The sequence below is a fragment of the Photorhabdus asymbiotica genome (genome assembly GCF_003634575.1).
GTDB classification, from domain to species: domain Bacteria; phylum Pseudomonadota; class Gammaproteobacteria; order Enterobacterales; family Enterobacteriaceae; genus Photorhabdus; species Photorhabdus asymbiotica.
This window is the reverse complement of the sequence record NZ_RBLJ01000003.1, coordinates 435,556-449,389: the sequence shown is the minus strand read 5'-3', so window position 1 is coordinate 449,389 and position 13,834 is coordinate 435,556. Positions and strand designations below refer to the sequence as shown.

The window sequence follows — 13,834 nt, the reverse complement described above, 5'->3', positions numbered from 1 at the left end:
CATGCTGGTTTTTCTGCGGTTCTGGCTCGGATTGTGTCATGACATAACTTATTCAACCACCATTTTATACTGCGCCGGTCGGTTATGTTGCAGATTGTATTCATCTGCCAGTCTTGCTGTTCTTACATGTGGCGGCACATTACGCTGATAGTCAGACAGCTTATGGCCCAACCTTATTACGGCAGGTTAGTTTATCACCAAATTTACCTTGCAGGATACTGGTAATACATAGCTACGGATAAATTCCTGATAGGGCTGCTCATGAAAAACCAGTGAATATAGTTGCTTCTGGAAATCCTGTGCCAGAGGTGTTCAGTCAATGCGTACTGTTTTATTTATAACCACTCAGACCGGGCAACGTTTTGTACTGCCTTTGTTCAGCACCACGGATGGTTGACATCAGAAAATGGCAAGAGTGAATTTCAAATTCCAACTCAAGGGTGCTTTTGAGTCCAAATATTTATCTTATTAAGATTTTCATATGTAAATAATTTGGGGAATTAAAATATTGGTTTTATAAGAAGATAATAATACTAAATCATGAATGCCAATTGCATGTGAATAACTTAATTATTTTATTATTGAAGTATTAATGACATCAGAATAAATAGATTTTTGATTCGTGAAAATATTTATATAATTTTGAGTTGTTTAATGTTCCTATGGAAATTTAATAATAAAAAACGTATTACATTTTTTTAGTAATACGTTTTTTATATTTTTGTGTTTTGGTACTTATATGTATTTCTATAAGCTTGTACTACCGAGAATTAATGTGACAGTAATGATGGATAATAACGTAGTCCATGTGATAATGGATGCCATTGCTTCATGGTCACCTCCCATTTGTCTAGCTAATATATAAGCATTACCAGCACAAGGTACTGCGGAATATAGAATAGCAATATTCGCAGGAACGCCTGATGCACCAAAATATTTAATTATTAATATGGTTATCAATGGCATTACAAGCAATTTAAGTATTGTTGCGTAGGATATTGAAAGTATCTTTTTTATGTGCATGTTAATAATCAATCCTGCGCCTACAGACATTAAGCTTAATGGTGTCGCTGCATTCGATAAGTAGACAAAAAGTTGCTTAATTGGGCCAGTAATATGAATGTTAAAAAAGTTTAGTAACACGCCAAGGATTGCACCAATAATTAGCGGATTTTTGGCTAAAGCGAAAATAGCGCTACTGAGGCTTTTTTTACTTCCACTACCATAATGATTCATTACCAGTACACTCATAATATTAGTGATAATTATCATATAGGCTACAAAAAATCCAGATAATGCAACACCTTCACTGCCAAATAGTGATTGTGAAAGTGCTATAAAAACATATGAGTTATATCTAACTCCACCTTGAAAGATAGAGGTAAATAGAGCGGGTGTAGTATTAAAGAAAAATTTGCTGGTAAAAATAATAATAGCAATGATGATTGTTGAACTTATCGTTGATATTATTGGGTAGAAATTGTTAGCACCAGAAAAATTAGCTTCACTAATATCTAAAATTAATAGAGCTGGGAAAAAGAGATAATAAACAAATTTATCTGAAAAGTTCCAAAAAATAAAAATATCTTTTATATATTTCTTGGATAAGAAGCCAAGGATAATTAGTAAGAATATAGGCAGGATTGAAAAGAAAACATTTAACATTTGGAGATCCTTCTAAATAGAGAAAATTCTATGTTCGATTTGATTTAGATATCTGTGATTCCAAAGATTGGATGAGATAAATACACGTTGTAACCAGCGTAATGGTGTTCCTATATTATCGAATGTTGGAGTGAATTTATCCCTTGAATGCAAAGTAAATCTATTGTCTATATATACCCTATGGATTTCAAGATGCATCGCGACGGCCAGGGAGCGAATCCCCGGGAGCATAGATAACTATGTGACCGGGGTGAGTGAGTGCAGCCAACAAAGAGGCAACTTGAAAGATGACGGGTATAAATTAAATCGTCTGGTTCAATACGTATTCCTACCAAATTTTCTTTAATTAAACCGTAGAATTTTCCCAAAGTAGTTAATTGAAATAAATTCTGATAATCCATTTATCATTCTCTTTGAAAAATAATAACGTTAAATAACCTCAAAATCAGGAATATGTTACATCTATTATTCGATTTTAAAACCAAAACTAATAGAGAGTGTGATGTGAATCACTTTAAATTAAATGATTATATTTGATTTTTTTGGGAGCTATTATGATTGCTATAGGAATTATATTTATAATATAGAATAATTCTAGTAACTTGAACGTTTAAAATTTGAGTTAAATAGATTGATGTTTATTAATAAAATAGTAGGTTAATTTACGATTATAGATTAACTGTTTTTTTAACATAAATACTGTATTCCTTTTATAAAAACATCAACACAGTTTTATACAAATCGCCAAATTTTAGTTACTTTGTAAAACATACGGCATATTAACGATATTAAAAATAAGTGTTAAATATGTAATGGGAATTAAATGAAATTACAGATACTACTTTGATGATTGTGATTTTAAGTTATTTATGGGGGATTCTAATAAAATTAAAAATAGGATTAAGCTTAAAATACTGACAGAATATACACCGTATATTTGTTTGTTTTAGCAATAAGCTATAAATCAAGTGGAATAAATATAGAGTTAATAAAGAATAAAGACGGTGACGAAAATAAAATAGATAATTAATCTAATTTTATTTTTTTAAATGAATTATATAACTTGTAAAAATAAGTTATATAAAAATGACTCAATGAGATTAAAATTAAATATTGAAGTGATTATATCAATGCCACCTTCTTTATATCACAATTAACTGAATTGAGGTCAAAAAAGTAGTCTGTAATTCTGGGGAAAACGAAAGAGTTAATAATGTCCGACCGCATCGACCTGTCTTCCCAAAATAGCCGCCTCAGAAACAGTACCGGTAACCAACGCGTTTGTTGATCCGTCATAATGAATATTGCCATCAACAATTAATAAAGCGCGGTCAGCTATATGGGCGGCATCATCCAGATTATGCGAAACCATCAGTAATGTAAGCTGGCGTTCGTTACAAACTTGTTCCAGTAATACCAGCATTTCATTACGCAATGCTGGGTCAAGGGCGGAAAAAGGCTCATCAAGTAATAAAATGGGTTGCTGGCGTACCAGACAACGCGCTAATGCTGCCCTCTGTCGTTGCCCTCCAGAAAGCTGAGCTGGCAGACGGCTAAGACAATCTTCCAACGAAACTTGGGAGACTATTTGCTGTAACGCCTGCTTCTGTTTGCTATTAAGGCGCAATCCGGGGTGTAACCCCAGCCCAATATTCTGCTCAATCGTCAAATGAGAGAAGAGGTTATTTTCCTGAAACAACATGGATACAGGGCGTTGAGAAGGCGATGTATTGGTATGATTTTTTCCATTCAGCCATAGGGAACCTTTTTCTGCTGTTTGAAAACCGGCAATCAAATTCAGTAGCGTACTTTTACCTGCTCCACTGGGTCCAAGAATGGCAATACGTTCTCCAGCCTGAATCTGCAAGTCAAAGAGCATCGCCAGATGTTCATAGGTGTAAGTCAGATTCTCAAGTTTAAGCATTACGTCGTCCTGGTAAGCGTTCAAGTAAACTAAACAGCATAAAACATAATAATAACAGCAATAAGGCGGTGATAGAGCCATCTTGACTACGGTAAGCCCCTATTTGCTGGTATAGGTAGAAAGGAAGTGTACGAAAATCTTCATTACCAAACAGCGCCACAATGCCAAAATCACCAATGGAGAGGACACAGGCAAAAGCCAGAGCTTGTGCCAGCGGAATTTTCAGTGCTTTCAGTTCAATCCAGCGCAGCCGGCTAATACCTTGAATATTCAGGGATCGGCATAGTGGATTATAGCGGGCGGCCAAATCTTTCATCGGATTATCCAGAACTTTCAGTGCATAAGGGATTGCCATCAACGAGTTGGTTAAAATCACCAGGCCATAAGGTGAACGGGGTAAGCCGATGGTATCGTTAAGCAACAGAAAGAACCCTGTTGCCAATACAATGCCGGGCATAGCCAGGATCAATAAGCCACTGATTTCCATCGTTTGTCCCCAGCGGGGGGAATGACGCAGGTATAGCTCGCGGCTGCTCCACAGCAGCATCATAGTGAACAAAACACACAAGAATCCCGCACCTAAGGCAATGGCAACTGAGGTAATAAACGCCTGCCACAATGCAGGTTGGCGTAATACATTCAGTATTCCACTATTCAAGCCATCCACGACGACAGCCAGTAATGGTGGCACCAGCAGTAATAAGGCTGCGGCAATTAGCAGACTATCACAGATTTTTTTCGGCAACGTATCTTGTGGATTATGCCATTGTTGTTGGGTACTGTAGCCAACAGATAGAGCACTGTTAAGTTTCTGGCTAAAGAGAACAAAGCTAAGGCAACAAGTAAGCTGAATCAAAGCTAGCAAGGCAGCACGGTTAAGATCGTAGTCATAGCTTAGCGCTTGATAGATTGCCAGTTCGACAGTCGTTGCAGCAGGGCCGCCACCTAAAGCAAGTACAGTGGCAAAACTGGCGAAACAGAGCATAAAAATCAGTGCACCTGTTGGTAGGAGCTGGCGGCGCAGATAAGGCCATTCAACAAAACGGAAATGTTGCCATTCATTCATACCTAACTGAGCCGCTAACTGTCGTTGTTCCACCGCAATATTCTCCAGTGATTGCAGTAAAAGTCGTGTTGCCAATGGCATATTAAAGAAGATATGTGCCAGCAAAATCCCTGGTAAACCATAAGGTGTGAAGTGGTAATTGATGCCGATCCATTCGCAAAACTGTGCCAACCAGCCGACTCTGCCATAGACAGTCAGAATGCCAAACAAAGCGACTAATACGGGTAAAACCAGTGTCATTGCACACAGGCGCAAAAACAAGATTCGACCTGGAAAATTGCGTCGGTAAAGTGCTCTGGAAAGAAAAATAGCTGGAATAACAGAGAATAGAGCTGACAAAAAAGCTTGCCAGAAGGTAAAACGAACCACATGCCACAGATAGCTATCTTCTATTAGTAGGTGCCAGCTACCTTCGGAGGCGTTAAACCAAAGTGTGCCAAACGCCAGTAAAGCGACCAACAGTAAAAAACCGGAGGTAATAGCCCCCGGCAACAGCCATCCGGCAATCAGTGGCTGACAGCGCTTTGCCATGTACGAATCCATTTGTTACGGTGTTTGGCAACTTCTTCAGCACTGTATTGCAGAGATTTTTCTGGTACTGAAAGCTGCGAATACACTTCAGGGAGTTTGATATCAATGACTGGATACATCCAGTTAGTGGTTGGGATTTCTTGTTGGAAAGCTGGAGTTAGCATGAACTGCATAAATTTTTGGGCAAGTTCTGGCTGCTTGCTGGAAGCCAGTTGTGCGGCAACTTCGACTTGCAAATAATGACCTTCGCTGAAAGTTGCCGCCGCATAATTGTCTTTCTTCTCAGATAAGAGGTGGTAACCCGGTGAAGATGTATAACTCAAGACCAGATCACCTTCCCCTTTCAGGAACAGACCATAAGCTTCACTCCAACCTTTAGTGACAGTGAGGGTTTTTTTAGCAAGCTTTTGCCAGGCTTGTTGGGCGTCATCACCATAAATTTTTTGCATCCACAACAGTAAGCCCTGTCCTGGGGTACTGGTTCGGGGATCTTGATAGATAACTTTCCAATTATTGTGGCTGTTAATGAGTTCATCCATGCTTTTAGGCGGATGTGGCAAAGTATTTTTGTTGTAAATAAAGGCAAAATAGCCATAGTCATAAGGAATAAATACATTGTTATGCCATGGCACAGGGAGTTTCAGTTTGCTGATATCCACTTTACTTTCAGTAAACAGACCTGTTTGTTGAGCGGCTTCAATTAAGTTGTTATCCAACCCGAGAATGACATCGGCAGGGGTCCGTTTTCCTTCCATTCTTAGGCGATTAAGTAGAGATACACCATCTTCCAGAGCAACCAGTTTCAGTTCACAGTCACATTCAGTCTCAAACGCTTTTTTAATTGCAGGCCCAGGACCCCATTCGGTGGCAAAAGAATCATAGGTATAAACAGTTAATACCGGTTTTGCCTGTGCGACTTGGCTAAGTAACAAAGCAGAGATTGGCAATATTGTTAGTACGATTAATTTAGAAAATAACGTCTTAAACACTTTGCTCTCCTTAATAAGAGGATTGGCAAAGGATCTGAGGAAGTGCTAAACGGAAAGATAGTTTCCGTTGTGAAATGATTAGCAGCTCAAATCCCTACGCCGGTATTAGCCGGATCAGGTTCGGCGGGTTTACTCTCAGCAAGGCTGTTTTAAACAGCCAGCACCCCGTTGAGATGACGCTATTGTAGAGATTTAGCTGGCTACTGCAAAGTCCAATGATAGAGGTTTACCACTTGAGGGTAGTATGAAACAATTAGCTATCTTTCAAATTTAGTTTATCGAGGTAGTCTGTGATCGATGATGATGGCTACCGCCCGAATGTAGGAATTGTAATTTGTAATCGGCAAGGCCAAGTTTTGTGGGCCCGGCGCTATGGGCAGCATTCTTGGCAATTTCCTCAGGGAGGCATTAATCCGGGGGAATCACCAGAACAGGCTATGTACCGGGAACTGTATGAAGAAGTTGGTTTAGGTCGGAAAGATGTACGTATTCTGGCTTCCACTCGTAATTGGTTACGTTACAAATTACCCAAGCGTTTGGTGCGTTGGGATACAAGACCTGTCTGTATTGGCCAAAAACAGCGGTGGTTTTTATTACAACTGCTTTGTAATGAAGAAGATATCAATGTGCAGCACAGTAATACGCCGGAGTTCGATGGTTGGCGCTGGGTCAGCTACTGGTATCCTGTCCGGCAGGTGGTCTCTTTTAAACGTGATGTTTACCGGCGTGTGATGAAAGAATTTGCTTCAGCTGTGATGCCAATACAGGAAAACCTATTGTTGCCGCGTCCTTCATATTCTTATCGTCGTAAAAGAAGTTAGGTTAGTCCCATGTTGATGCGTTTACGGGAAATTGTTGAAAAGGTTGCTATGGCGACTAATCTAGCCGAAGCGCTTGAGCTATTGGTAAATGAAACTTGTCTGGCGATGAACACGGATGTGTGCTCTATCTACCTTGCTGATCATCAACGGCGGTGTTATTACCTGATGGCAACGCGGGGATTGCAGAAACCCCGGGGAAGGGCTATCAGTCTGGCTTTTGATGAAGGGGTAGTTGGACAAGTTGGCCAATTATCTGAACTGATCAATCTGGCTGATGTGCGTAGTCATCCAAGTTTCAAATATTTACCTCAGGTTAAAGAAGATAATTTTCGTGCTTTTCTTGGGGTTCCGGTTATTTATCGTCGCCAGCTGCAAGGTGTCTTAGTTGTTCAGCAGCAGGAACAACGTTTGTTCAATGAAAGCGAAGAGTCTTTTATGGTGACATTGGCGACGCAACTGGCTGTGATTCTTGCTCAGGCTCAAACAAAGGGCTTGTTTGGTCATTATCGACAAACCAGAATTAAAGCGCTGGCAATTTCCAATGGAATCGTCATGGCTCAAGGCTGGCAGGATTGCTCCCAACCGTCACTTGAACAAGTTTTTAAAGCATCGACTCTTGATCATGCGGCAGAACGTTCTCGGCTGATTAGGGCGCTTGAAGATGCGACAGCAGAATGTCGACGGCTGAGTAAGCGTTTTACCGCTGGTTCTCAGAAAGAAACTGCCGCTATTTTTGATCTCTATTCCTACATTTTGAATGATCCCCAATTAAAACAAGATCTGTTTTCCTGTGTTGAACAGGGATATGTTGCGCAATGGGCTGTTAAACAAGTTATTGAAAAATACGCAGAGCAATTTGCTGGTTTACAGGATGCTTATATGCGGGAGAGAGCATCAGATCTACGGGCACTTGGGCAGCGATTACTATTTCATCTGGATGATTCATTGACTATCAGCCATCAGTGGCCTGAATGGTTTATTCTGGTTGCTGATGAATTGAGTGCTAATTTGTTGGCAGAAATGCCGCAGGAGAGATTGGCTGGGGTTATTGTTCGTGATGGCGCAACTCACTCACACTCTGCCATATTGGTCCGTGCAATGGGTATCCCTGCGATTATGGGCGCTGATATTCAACCAGAACTTCTTCACAATCGTATGCTTATTCTTGATGGTTTCCGCGGAGAAATCTTTATTGAACCTGAACCGCTCATTTCTCAGGAATATAAGCAGATAATTGAAGAGGAAAAAGCACTGAGTAAGCTGGCTGAGGGAAATGTTGATCAGGAAGCCCGACTTAAAAGTGGCGAGCGTGTTCTTGTTCAGCTTAATGCTGGTTTAAGCCTGAAATATGAATTACAGATAGTTGATAGTATTGATGGTGTTGGTCTCTATCGAACCGAAATACCTTTTATGTTGCACTGTGGTTTCCCTTCAGAAGATGAGCAAAAAGCCCGTTATCAGGAGATGCTACAATTATTTCCCGATAAACCTGTGGTGTTACGTACACTGGATATTGGTGCAGATAAGCAACTACCCTACATGCCGATTAGAGAAGAAAATCCTTGTTTGGGCTGGCGTGGTATACGAGTAACGTTGGATCAGCCGGAAATTTTTCTTATTCAGCTTAGAGCTATGCTCAGAGCTAATGTCAAGATGGGTAATTTGAAAATACTGTTGCCAATGGTGACCAGTATAGAGGAAGTTGATGAAGCTAAGCGGTTGATAGACAGAGCGAAAGAAGAAGTTGAGCAAATTTTGGCGCGCCAAATACCTATGCCGCAGCTTGGCGTGATGATTGAAGTTCCTTCGGTTATTTTTCTGTTGCCACAATTAAAAAACAGGGTCGATTTTGTTTCGATTGGAACTAATGATTTGACACAGTATCTGTTAGCAGTGGATAGAAATAACACACACGTTGCTTCCCTTTATGATTGTTTGCATCCGGCTGTAATTCGGGCATTAAAATTGGTATTTGAAAATAGCCAGCGAGCAGGTCTTGCGATTAGTATTTGTGGTGAAATGGCGGGTTCTCCTATGGGAGCTTTGATATTGATTGGCCTTGGTTATCGCAGCTTGAGTATGAGTGGTTGTAGTGTGCCAAGAATTAAATATTTATTACGCCATCTGGAAATCGCTCAGGTTGAAAAGTTAATGGCTGAAGTGCTACAGGCTGAAACTAGTGTAAGAGTCAAGGAGTTATCTGCAACGTTTATGGAGCAGCATGGGGTTGGCGGTTTGGTCAGAGGTGGCATTTAATCCGTTTAATGGCCTGTGCTGTGATTTGTAATCATTTGCCTTAGGGCATTAATTTAAATATTAAGTGGGGAACGATGAGTAACAGCTACCTGGCATTTCCTAATATTGACCCGGTGATTTTTTCAATAGGTCCCGTATCCCTCCATTGGTATGGTTTTATGTACTTGGTAGGGTTTGTATTCGCTATGTGGCTGGCAACACGCAGGGCAGCAAAACCAAATAGTGGTTGGACAAAAAACGAAGTAGAGAACTTACTCTATGCGGGTTTTGTTGGTGTTTTTGTTGGTGGTCGTCTTGGTTACGTGCTGTTTTATAATCTCCCGGTATTTCTCGATAATCCTCTTTATCTGTTTAAAGTCTGGGATGGAGGAATGTCTTTCCACGGTGGTTTGATTGGGGTTATCTGCGCCATGTGGTGGTTTGGCCGTAGAACTAAACGCCATTTCTTACAAGTTTCTGACTTCGTTGCACCGCTAGTACCTTTTGGTTTAGGCATGGGGAGAATCGGTAATTTCATCAATGGCGAATTATGGGGACGTGTCACATTGGATACGCCGTGGGCTATGTTGTTCCCAAGTTCCCGTGGTGAAGATATTGCTTTGGCAGCAACTGATCCTTCATTGCTATCAATACTTGAACAATATGGTGTTCTTCCCCGCCATCCTTCACAGCTCTATGAAATGGTGTTGGAGGGGATCGTCCTGTTTATTATTTTGAATTTATTTATCCGTAAACCTCGTCCAATGGGCAGTGTTTCTGGCTTATTCTTAATTGGTTACGGTGCGTTCAGGATAATAGTGGAATTCTTCCGTCAACCGGATGCACAGCTAGGATTATTTGATGGGATCAGCATGGGACAGATTCTGTCCATTCCAATGATTCTGGCGGGAATTTTAATGATGGTATGGGCATACAAATGCCAAAGTAATAAGGTACAAGAGGTAAAATGAAACAGTATCTGGACTTAATGAAAAGAGTGCTTGAAGAGGGCACTTCGAAAGCAGACCGCACTGGGACTGGCACTATCTCCATTTTCGGGCATCAGATGCGTTTCAATTTGCAGGATGGTTTCCCACTTGTTACAACCAAACGTTGTCATATTCGCTCGATTATTCATGAGCTACTTTGGTTCCTTAATGGTGATACGAATATTCAATATCTGCATGATAATAGTGTCACTATTTGGGATGAATGGGCGGATGAAAACGGCGATTTGGGTCCTGTGTACGGTAAGCAATGGCGTGCCTGGGGGGCTGCTGATGGCCGCCAAATCGACCAATTAAAAACCGTACTGGAACAACTTAAAAGTGACCCAGACTCACGTAGAATTATCGTTTCGGCTTGGAATGTGGGGGAACTGGATAAAATGGCATTAGCGCCATGCCACGCTTTCTTCCAGTTTTATGTTGCTGATGGCAAACTTTCCTGTCAGCTTTACCAGCGTTCTTGTGACGTATTCCTTGGTTTGCCGTTCAATATCGCCAGCTATGCATTGTTGGTGCATATGATAGCGCAGCAGTGCGATTTGGAAGTGGGCGATTTTGTTTGGACCGGTGGTGACACTCATCTGTATAGTAACCATATGGAGCAGACGCAATTACAACTCAGCCGTGAGCCGCGTTCATTGCCAAAGCTGATGATTAAGCGTAAACCAGAGTCACTTTTTGATTATAAATTTGATGACTTTGAAATCGTGGATTATGACCCGCATCCAGGTATAAAGGCGCCGGTTGCTATTTAGTTGTTTATACCCGTCATCTTTCAAGTTGCTGCTTTGTTGGCTGCTTTCACTCACCCCAGTCACATAGTTAGCTATGCTCCCGGGGATTCGCTCCCTGGCCGTCGCGATGCATCTTGAAATCCATTGGGTATAGTTGTTAGCCGCAATCTGGAAGGAGACAATTTATTATAAATTGTCTCCTTAAGGGAACAGATAAAGCTAATCGATAAAAATTGCACTAGAAACCTTAAAGCGTGTACTCAAGGCTTTTATGTGTGTTACTGTCAGCGATCTCGTTCCACTCAGAATTTGTGATACGAGGGAAGCTCCCCCGATTTCGTTTTTAAGGTCGGCTTGTTTAAGGCCGTGTTGATCCATCAGAACCCTCAGGGCTGCAACCCCGGTAGGAATATTTTCAATAGCCTGATTAAATTCTGCAAATTCAGGGGCAGTATCTTCATAGCGTTCAATTGCAGTAGCTAGAATTTCAATTAACCCTTTGTTATTTTCATAGTTTTTAAAAAGCTCATCAATCAAATCCAGTGCTTCTTTGTGCTGTTCTGAGGTATTGATGTAAGTCAGCCAAGGGATCTCTGAAAACAGAGCGTTAGCTCGTTCCTGAACGACTACAAAATTGATCATGCTCTGTTTCTCCGGTAGTAGTCGGTTAACTTGTCGTATTCTGTGTGGGATAAGATGTGTTTAATGTAACAGTGCCCCATTGAAAACTCGATAAAGGCCAGTAACCGGACATTGTTACCACCAATATCAATACACCACCATCGAGCGCGATACTTAAAACGATCAAGACTGGGGAAATACTGCTTTAATTCAAGCGGGGTTTTGACATTTAGTGACTTAAGTAGGAGATATACACCCTGTATAGCGTCACGTTCATTGGGGAAACGCTTTTGCGCCTCAATAAATGGTGTTCTGGATATAACCCGCATTGTTCCCCTTCCTTAAGTTGTTCGGATAGTATACTCCAAAAATAAAATTTTACAATATGTGAATTTTTACTTTGCAAAATGTGAATATTAAATAGATGTTGATATTAATAAAATAGACTCTACAGGGATCGGTACCGAAACTGTTCAAGGCACCAACCAGAATGGCACATTGGTCAAACATGTCCTGATGGGTTCGGCCTATAGAAAGAGTCATTGTTGATATCTATACCCTTCATCCTTCAAGTTGCTGCTTTGTTGGCTGCGTTCACTTACCCCAGTCACATAGTTATCTATGCTCCTGGGGATTCGTTCACTTGCCGCCGCGTTGCAACTTGAAATCTATTGGGTATAGATCGTTTTAATAAAAATAGGTTTGTTATTTGAAATGCGATATTTCCCTTTAATTGTATTCCTGACACTTCCCTTTCATAGCCATATGAGTTTACTGCGTATTAAAATAATAAAAAACAAAAATATTCACTCTTATTGGTTTTTGCGAAGCTCTACGCAAATTAAATGTAACAATAACGTATTTTGGTTTTTTTATTGATTCATTCTCGCATAAAATTGAACTGTATGTTTATTCTGTTTTTAAAATGAATAGAATGTCTTACAAAAGGATATAAGGAATTACTAATGGGAAATAATATTAATATAATTGGTAGTTATAGTATTGATAATCAATTGGGGTTTTCTTTATTGGAATTGATGATTGTTATTGTCTTAGTGTCAATGTTTTCTTTATGGGGAATACAAAAATGGGGTAATCATCAAGAAAGAACCAGATTACAGGATTCAGTACAAAAAATATTGACATTTATAGCCAGGCAGCAATCTTTAGCAAATTATCTGAATAAAGAAGTAGTACTGTGGTTAAGAACGGGTAAAGATTGGTGCATAGCGCTTTCTAATACTGTATCTGTTGATTGTGATTTGGAGAATATTGAGGGAATAAAATCACCTTATCAGGATGTTGTTATAAGTTCAGCAACTAAGGAGCAGATAGCGTTTCATGGGATAAGAAACACGATGATACCTGCGAGTTTTACTCTGGCTAATTCCGCTGGTGAAATATCTGTTATTTTTTCTTCACGAGGCAGGGTAAGAGCATGTAGTAATAATAAGTTTAATAGTATTCCAGCTTGTAGTTAATTATACCCTATGGATTTCAAGATGCATCGCGACGGCAAAGGAGCGAATCCTTGGGAGCATAGATAACTCTGTGACCGGGGTGAGTGAGTGCAGCCAACAAAGAGGCAACTTGAAAGATAACGGGTATATGCTTTTTCCTATACAATAATTGGTGTTATATTGGAATAATGAAAAATAAAAGCCAAACTGGAATGACGTTATTAGAAGTGATTGTAGCAATGGCTATTGGTAGTATTATCTTAATGGCGATTGCCAAAAGTTATCCGGTTTTCACCAGACAAATAATGGAATTATATCAGCGATATCGTTTGGCTTACTTCGTTAAACAAGCATTACATATTATAGAGAAAGACATTCGTCGTGCTGGATATTGTCAACATTATTGCGATGGGAATCCAATATTAATCAATAATAAAAGTGATGAAAGTGAGAATTCATGCCTAATTATTGCCTATGATCTTAACATTAATAACCGATGGGAGCCACCAGAACACAGTGAATCGGAATTCTTCGGCTATCGCCTTAGTAATAAGTCAGTAGAGTGGAAAAGAGGGGCTGGTAACTGTCAGGAAAATGGTTGGGAAAGATTATTTGATCCAAATGAAATAGGAGTAGATTCATTCACAATTGAAAAATTACGAACAAACGATGGCTTAGTTTTTATTAAATTGGTGCTTATTGCACATTGGTTTAAACATCCATCGATAAACTACCAATATCAGGCAGTAATACGTTTGCGCAATATCAGGGAATAGGTACC

12 protein-coding genes and 1 riboswitch are annotated in these 13,834 nt (G+C 40.0%); of the genes, 6 read left to right on the top strand and 6 right to left on the bottom strand.

Features of this window, described 5'->3' with window-relative positions; translation table 11 throughout:
* Nucleotides 1-747: 747 nt before the first annotated feature.
* The 4 genes from BDD30_RS14255 to thiB all read right to left on the bottom strand — a co-directional run bounded on the left by BDD30_RS14255 (nt 748) and on the right by thiB (nt 6,148).
* Nucleotides 748-1,665 carry an AEC family transporter gene (locus BDD30_RS14255; protein WP_012776763.1) on the bottom strand — a complete coding sequence of 306 codons (918 nt, stop codon included), beginning with the start codon at nt 1,663-1,665 and terminating at the stop codon, nt 748-750.
* A 1,207-nt stretch (nt 1,666-2,872) separates the two neighbouring features.
* On the bottom strand, nt 2,873-3,589 hold the full coding sequence (gene thiQ, locus BDD30_RS14245; protein WP_012776764.1) for a thiamine ABC transporter ATP-binding protein ThiQ: 717 nt from the start codon (nt 3,587-3,589) through the stop codon (nt 2,873-2,875).
* Nucleotides 3,582-5,186 carry a thiamine/thiamine pyrophosphate ABC transporter permease ThiP gene (thiP, locus tag BDD30_RS14240; RefSeq protein WP_012776765.1) on the bottom strand — a complete coding sequence of 535 codons (1,605 nt, stop codon included), beginning with the start codon at nt 5,184-5,186 and terminating at the stop codon, nt 3,582-3,584. The genes thiQ and thiP overlap by 8 nt, the downstream gene beginning before the upstream one ends.
* Nucleotides 5,162-6,148 carry a thiamine ABC transporter substrate binding subunit gene (gene thiB / locus BDD30_RS14235; RefSeq protein WP_197535163.1) on the bottom strand — a complete coding sequence of 329 codons (987 nt, stop codon included), beginning with the start codon at nt 6,146-6,148 and terminating at the stop codon, nt 5,162-5,164. Before thiB ends, thiP begins: the two co-directional genes overlap by 25 nt.
* A gap of 100 nt (nt 6,149-6,248) precedes the next feature.
* A riboswitch (TPP riboswitch) is annotated at nt 6,249-6,353 on the bottom strand.
* 112 nt (nt 6,354-6,465) lie between these two features.
* On the opposite strand from thiB, the gene rppH reads away from it, so the two are divergent.
* From rppH to thyA, 4 genes are all read left to right on the top strand, one after another.
* A complete protein-coding gene (rppH, locus tag BDD30_RS14230) occupies nt 6,466-6,996 on the top strand; it encodes an RNA pyrophosphohydrolase (RefSeq protein WP_012776767.1) in 531 nt (176 codons plus the stop codon).
* Between the two features lie 9 nt (nt 6,997-7,005).
* Nucleotides 7,006-9,252 carry a phosphoenolpyruvate--protein phosphotransferase gene (ptsP, locus tag BDD30_RS14225; RefSeq protein ID WP_012776768.1) on the top strand — a complete coding sequence of 749 codons (2,247 nt, stop codon included), beginning with the start codon at nt 7,006-7,008 and terminating at the stop codon, nt 9,250-9,252.
* Between the two features lie 74 nt (nt 9,253-9,326).
* On the top strand, nt 9,327-10,202 hold the full coding sequence (gene lgt, locus BDD30_RS14220; protein ID WP_012776769.1) for a prolipoprotein diacylglyceryl transferase: 876 nt from the start codon (nt 9,327-9,329) through the stop codon (nt 10,200-10,202).
* Nucleotides 10,199-10,993, top strand: coding sequence for a thymidylate synthase (gene thyA, locus BDD30_RS14215; protein WP_012776770.1), 795 nt, complete (start codon nt 10,199-10,201; stop codon nt 10,991-10,993). The genes lgt and thyA overlap by 4 nt, the downstream gene beginning before the upstream one ends.
* Nucleotides 10,994-11,191: 198 nt before the next feature.
* Here thyA and BDD30_RS14210 read toward each other — a convergent pair whose 3' ends face one another.
* Together BDD30_RS14210 and BDD30_RS14205 are read right to left on the bottom strand one after the other, a co-directional pair.
* Complete coding sequence (locus tag BDD30_RS14210; protein WP_012776771.1) at nt 11,192-11,614, bottom strand: helix-turn-helix domain-containing protein; 423 nt, start codon at nt 11,612-11,614, stop codon at nt 11,192-11,194.
* On the bottom strand, nt 11,611-11,922 hold the full coding sequence (locus BDD30_RS14205; protein ID WP_012776772.1) for a type II toxin-antitoxin system HigB family toxin: 312 nt from the start codon (nt 11,920-11,922) through the stop codon (nt 11,611-11,613). The genes BDD30_RS14210 and BDD30_RS14205 overlap by 4 nt, the downstream gene beginning before the upstream one ends.
* Nucleotides 11,923-12,558: 636 nt before the next feature.
* Here BDD30_RS14205 and BDD30_RS14200 point away from each other — a divergent pair.
* The gene (locus BDD30_RS14200; RefSeq protein ID WP_012776773.1) at nt 12,559-13,074 is read left to right on the top strand and encodes a prepilin peptidase-dependent protein; all 516 of its coding nucleotides are present in this window, start codon (nt 12,559-12,561) and stop codon (nt 13,072-13,074) included.
* Nucleotides 13,075-13,241: 167 nt separating this feature from the next.
* The gene (locus BDD30_RS14195) at nt 13,242-13,829 is read left to right on the top strand and encodes a prepilin peptidase-dependent protein (RefSeq protein WP_012776774.1); all 588 of its coding nucleotides are present in this window, start codon (nt 13,242-13,244) and stop codon (nt 13,827-13,829) included.
* The last annotated feature ends 5 nt before the right edge of the window (nt 13,830-13,834 follow it).

Bases quoted from the DNA above. Each gene is read 5' to 3' on its own strand.
- thiP (WP_012776765.1), bottom strand. From the start codon at position 5,186: ATGGCAAAGCGCTGTCAGCCACTGATTGCCGGATGGCTGTTGCCGGGG.
- thiQ (WP_012776764.1), bottom strand. From the start codon at position 3,589: ATGCTTAAACTTGAGAATCTGACTTACACCTATGAACATCTGGCGATG.
- thyA (WP_012776770.1), top strand. From the start codon at position 10,199: ATGAAACAGTATCTGGACTTAATGAAAAGAGTGCTTGAAGAGGGCACT.
- BDD30_RS14255 (WP_012776763.1), bottom strand. From the start codon at position 1,665: ATGTTAAATGTTTTCTTTTCAATCCTGCCTATATTCTTACTAATTATC.
- BDD30_RS14205 (WP_012776772.1), bottom strand. From the start codon at position 11,922: ATGCGGGTTATATCCAGAACACCATTTATTGAGGCGCAAAAGCGTTTC.
- BDD30_RS14195 (WP_012776774.1), top strand. From the start codon at position 13,242: ATGAAAAATAAAAGCCAAACTGGAATGACGTTATTAGAAGTGATTGTA.
- BDD30_RS14210 (WP_012776771.1), bottom strand. From the start codon at position 11,614: ATGATCAATTTTGTAGTCGTTCAGGAACGAGCTAACGCTCTGTTTTCA.
- lgt (WP_012776769.1), top strand. From the start codon at position 9,327: ATGAGTAACAGCTACCTGGCATTTCCTAATATTGACCCGGTGATTTTT.
- ptsP (WP_012776768.1), top strand. From the start codon at position 7,006: ATGTTGATGCGTTTACGGGAAATTGTTGAAAAGGTTGCTATGGCGACT.
- BDD30_RS14200 (WP_012776773.1), top strand. From the start codon at position 12,559: ATGGGAAATAATATTAATATAATTGGTAGTTATAGTATTGATAATCAA.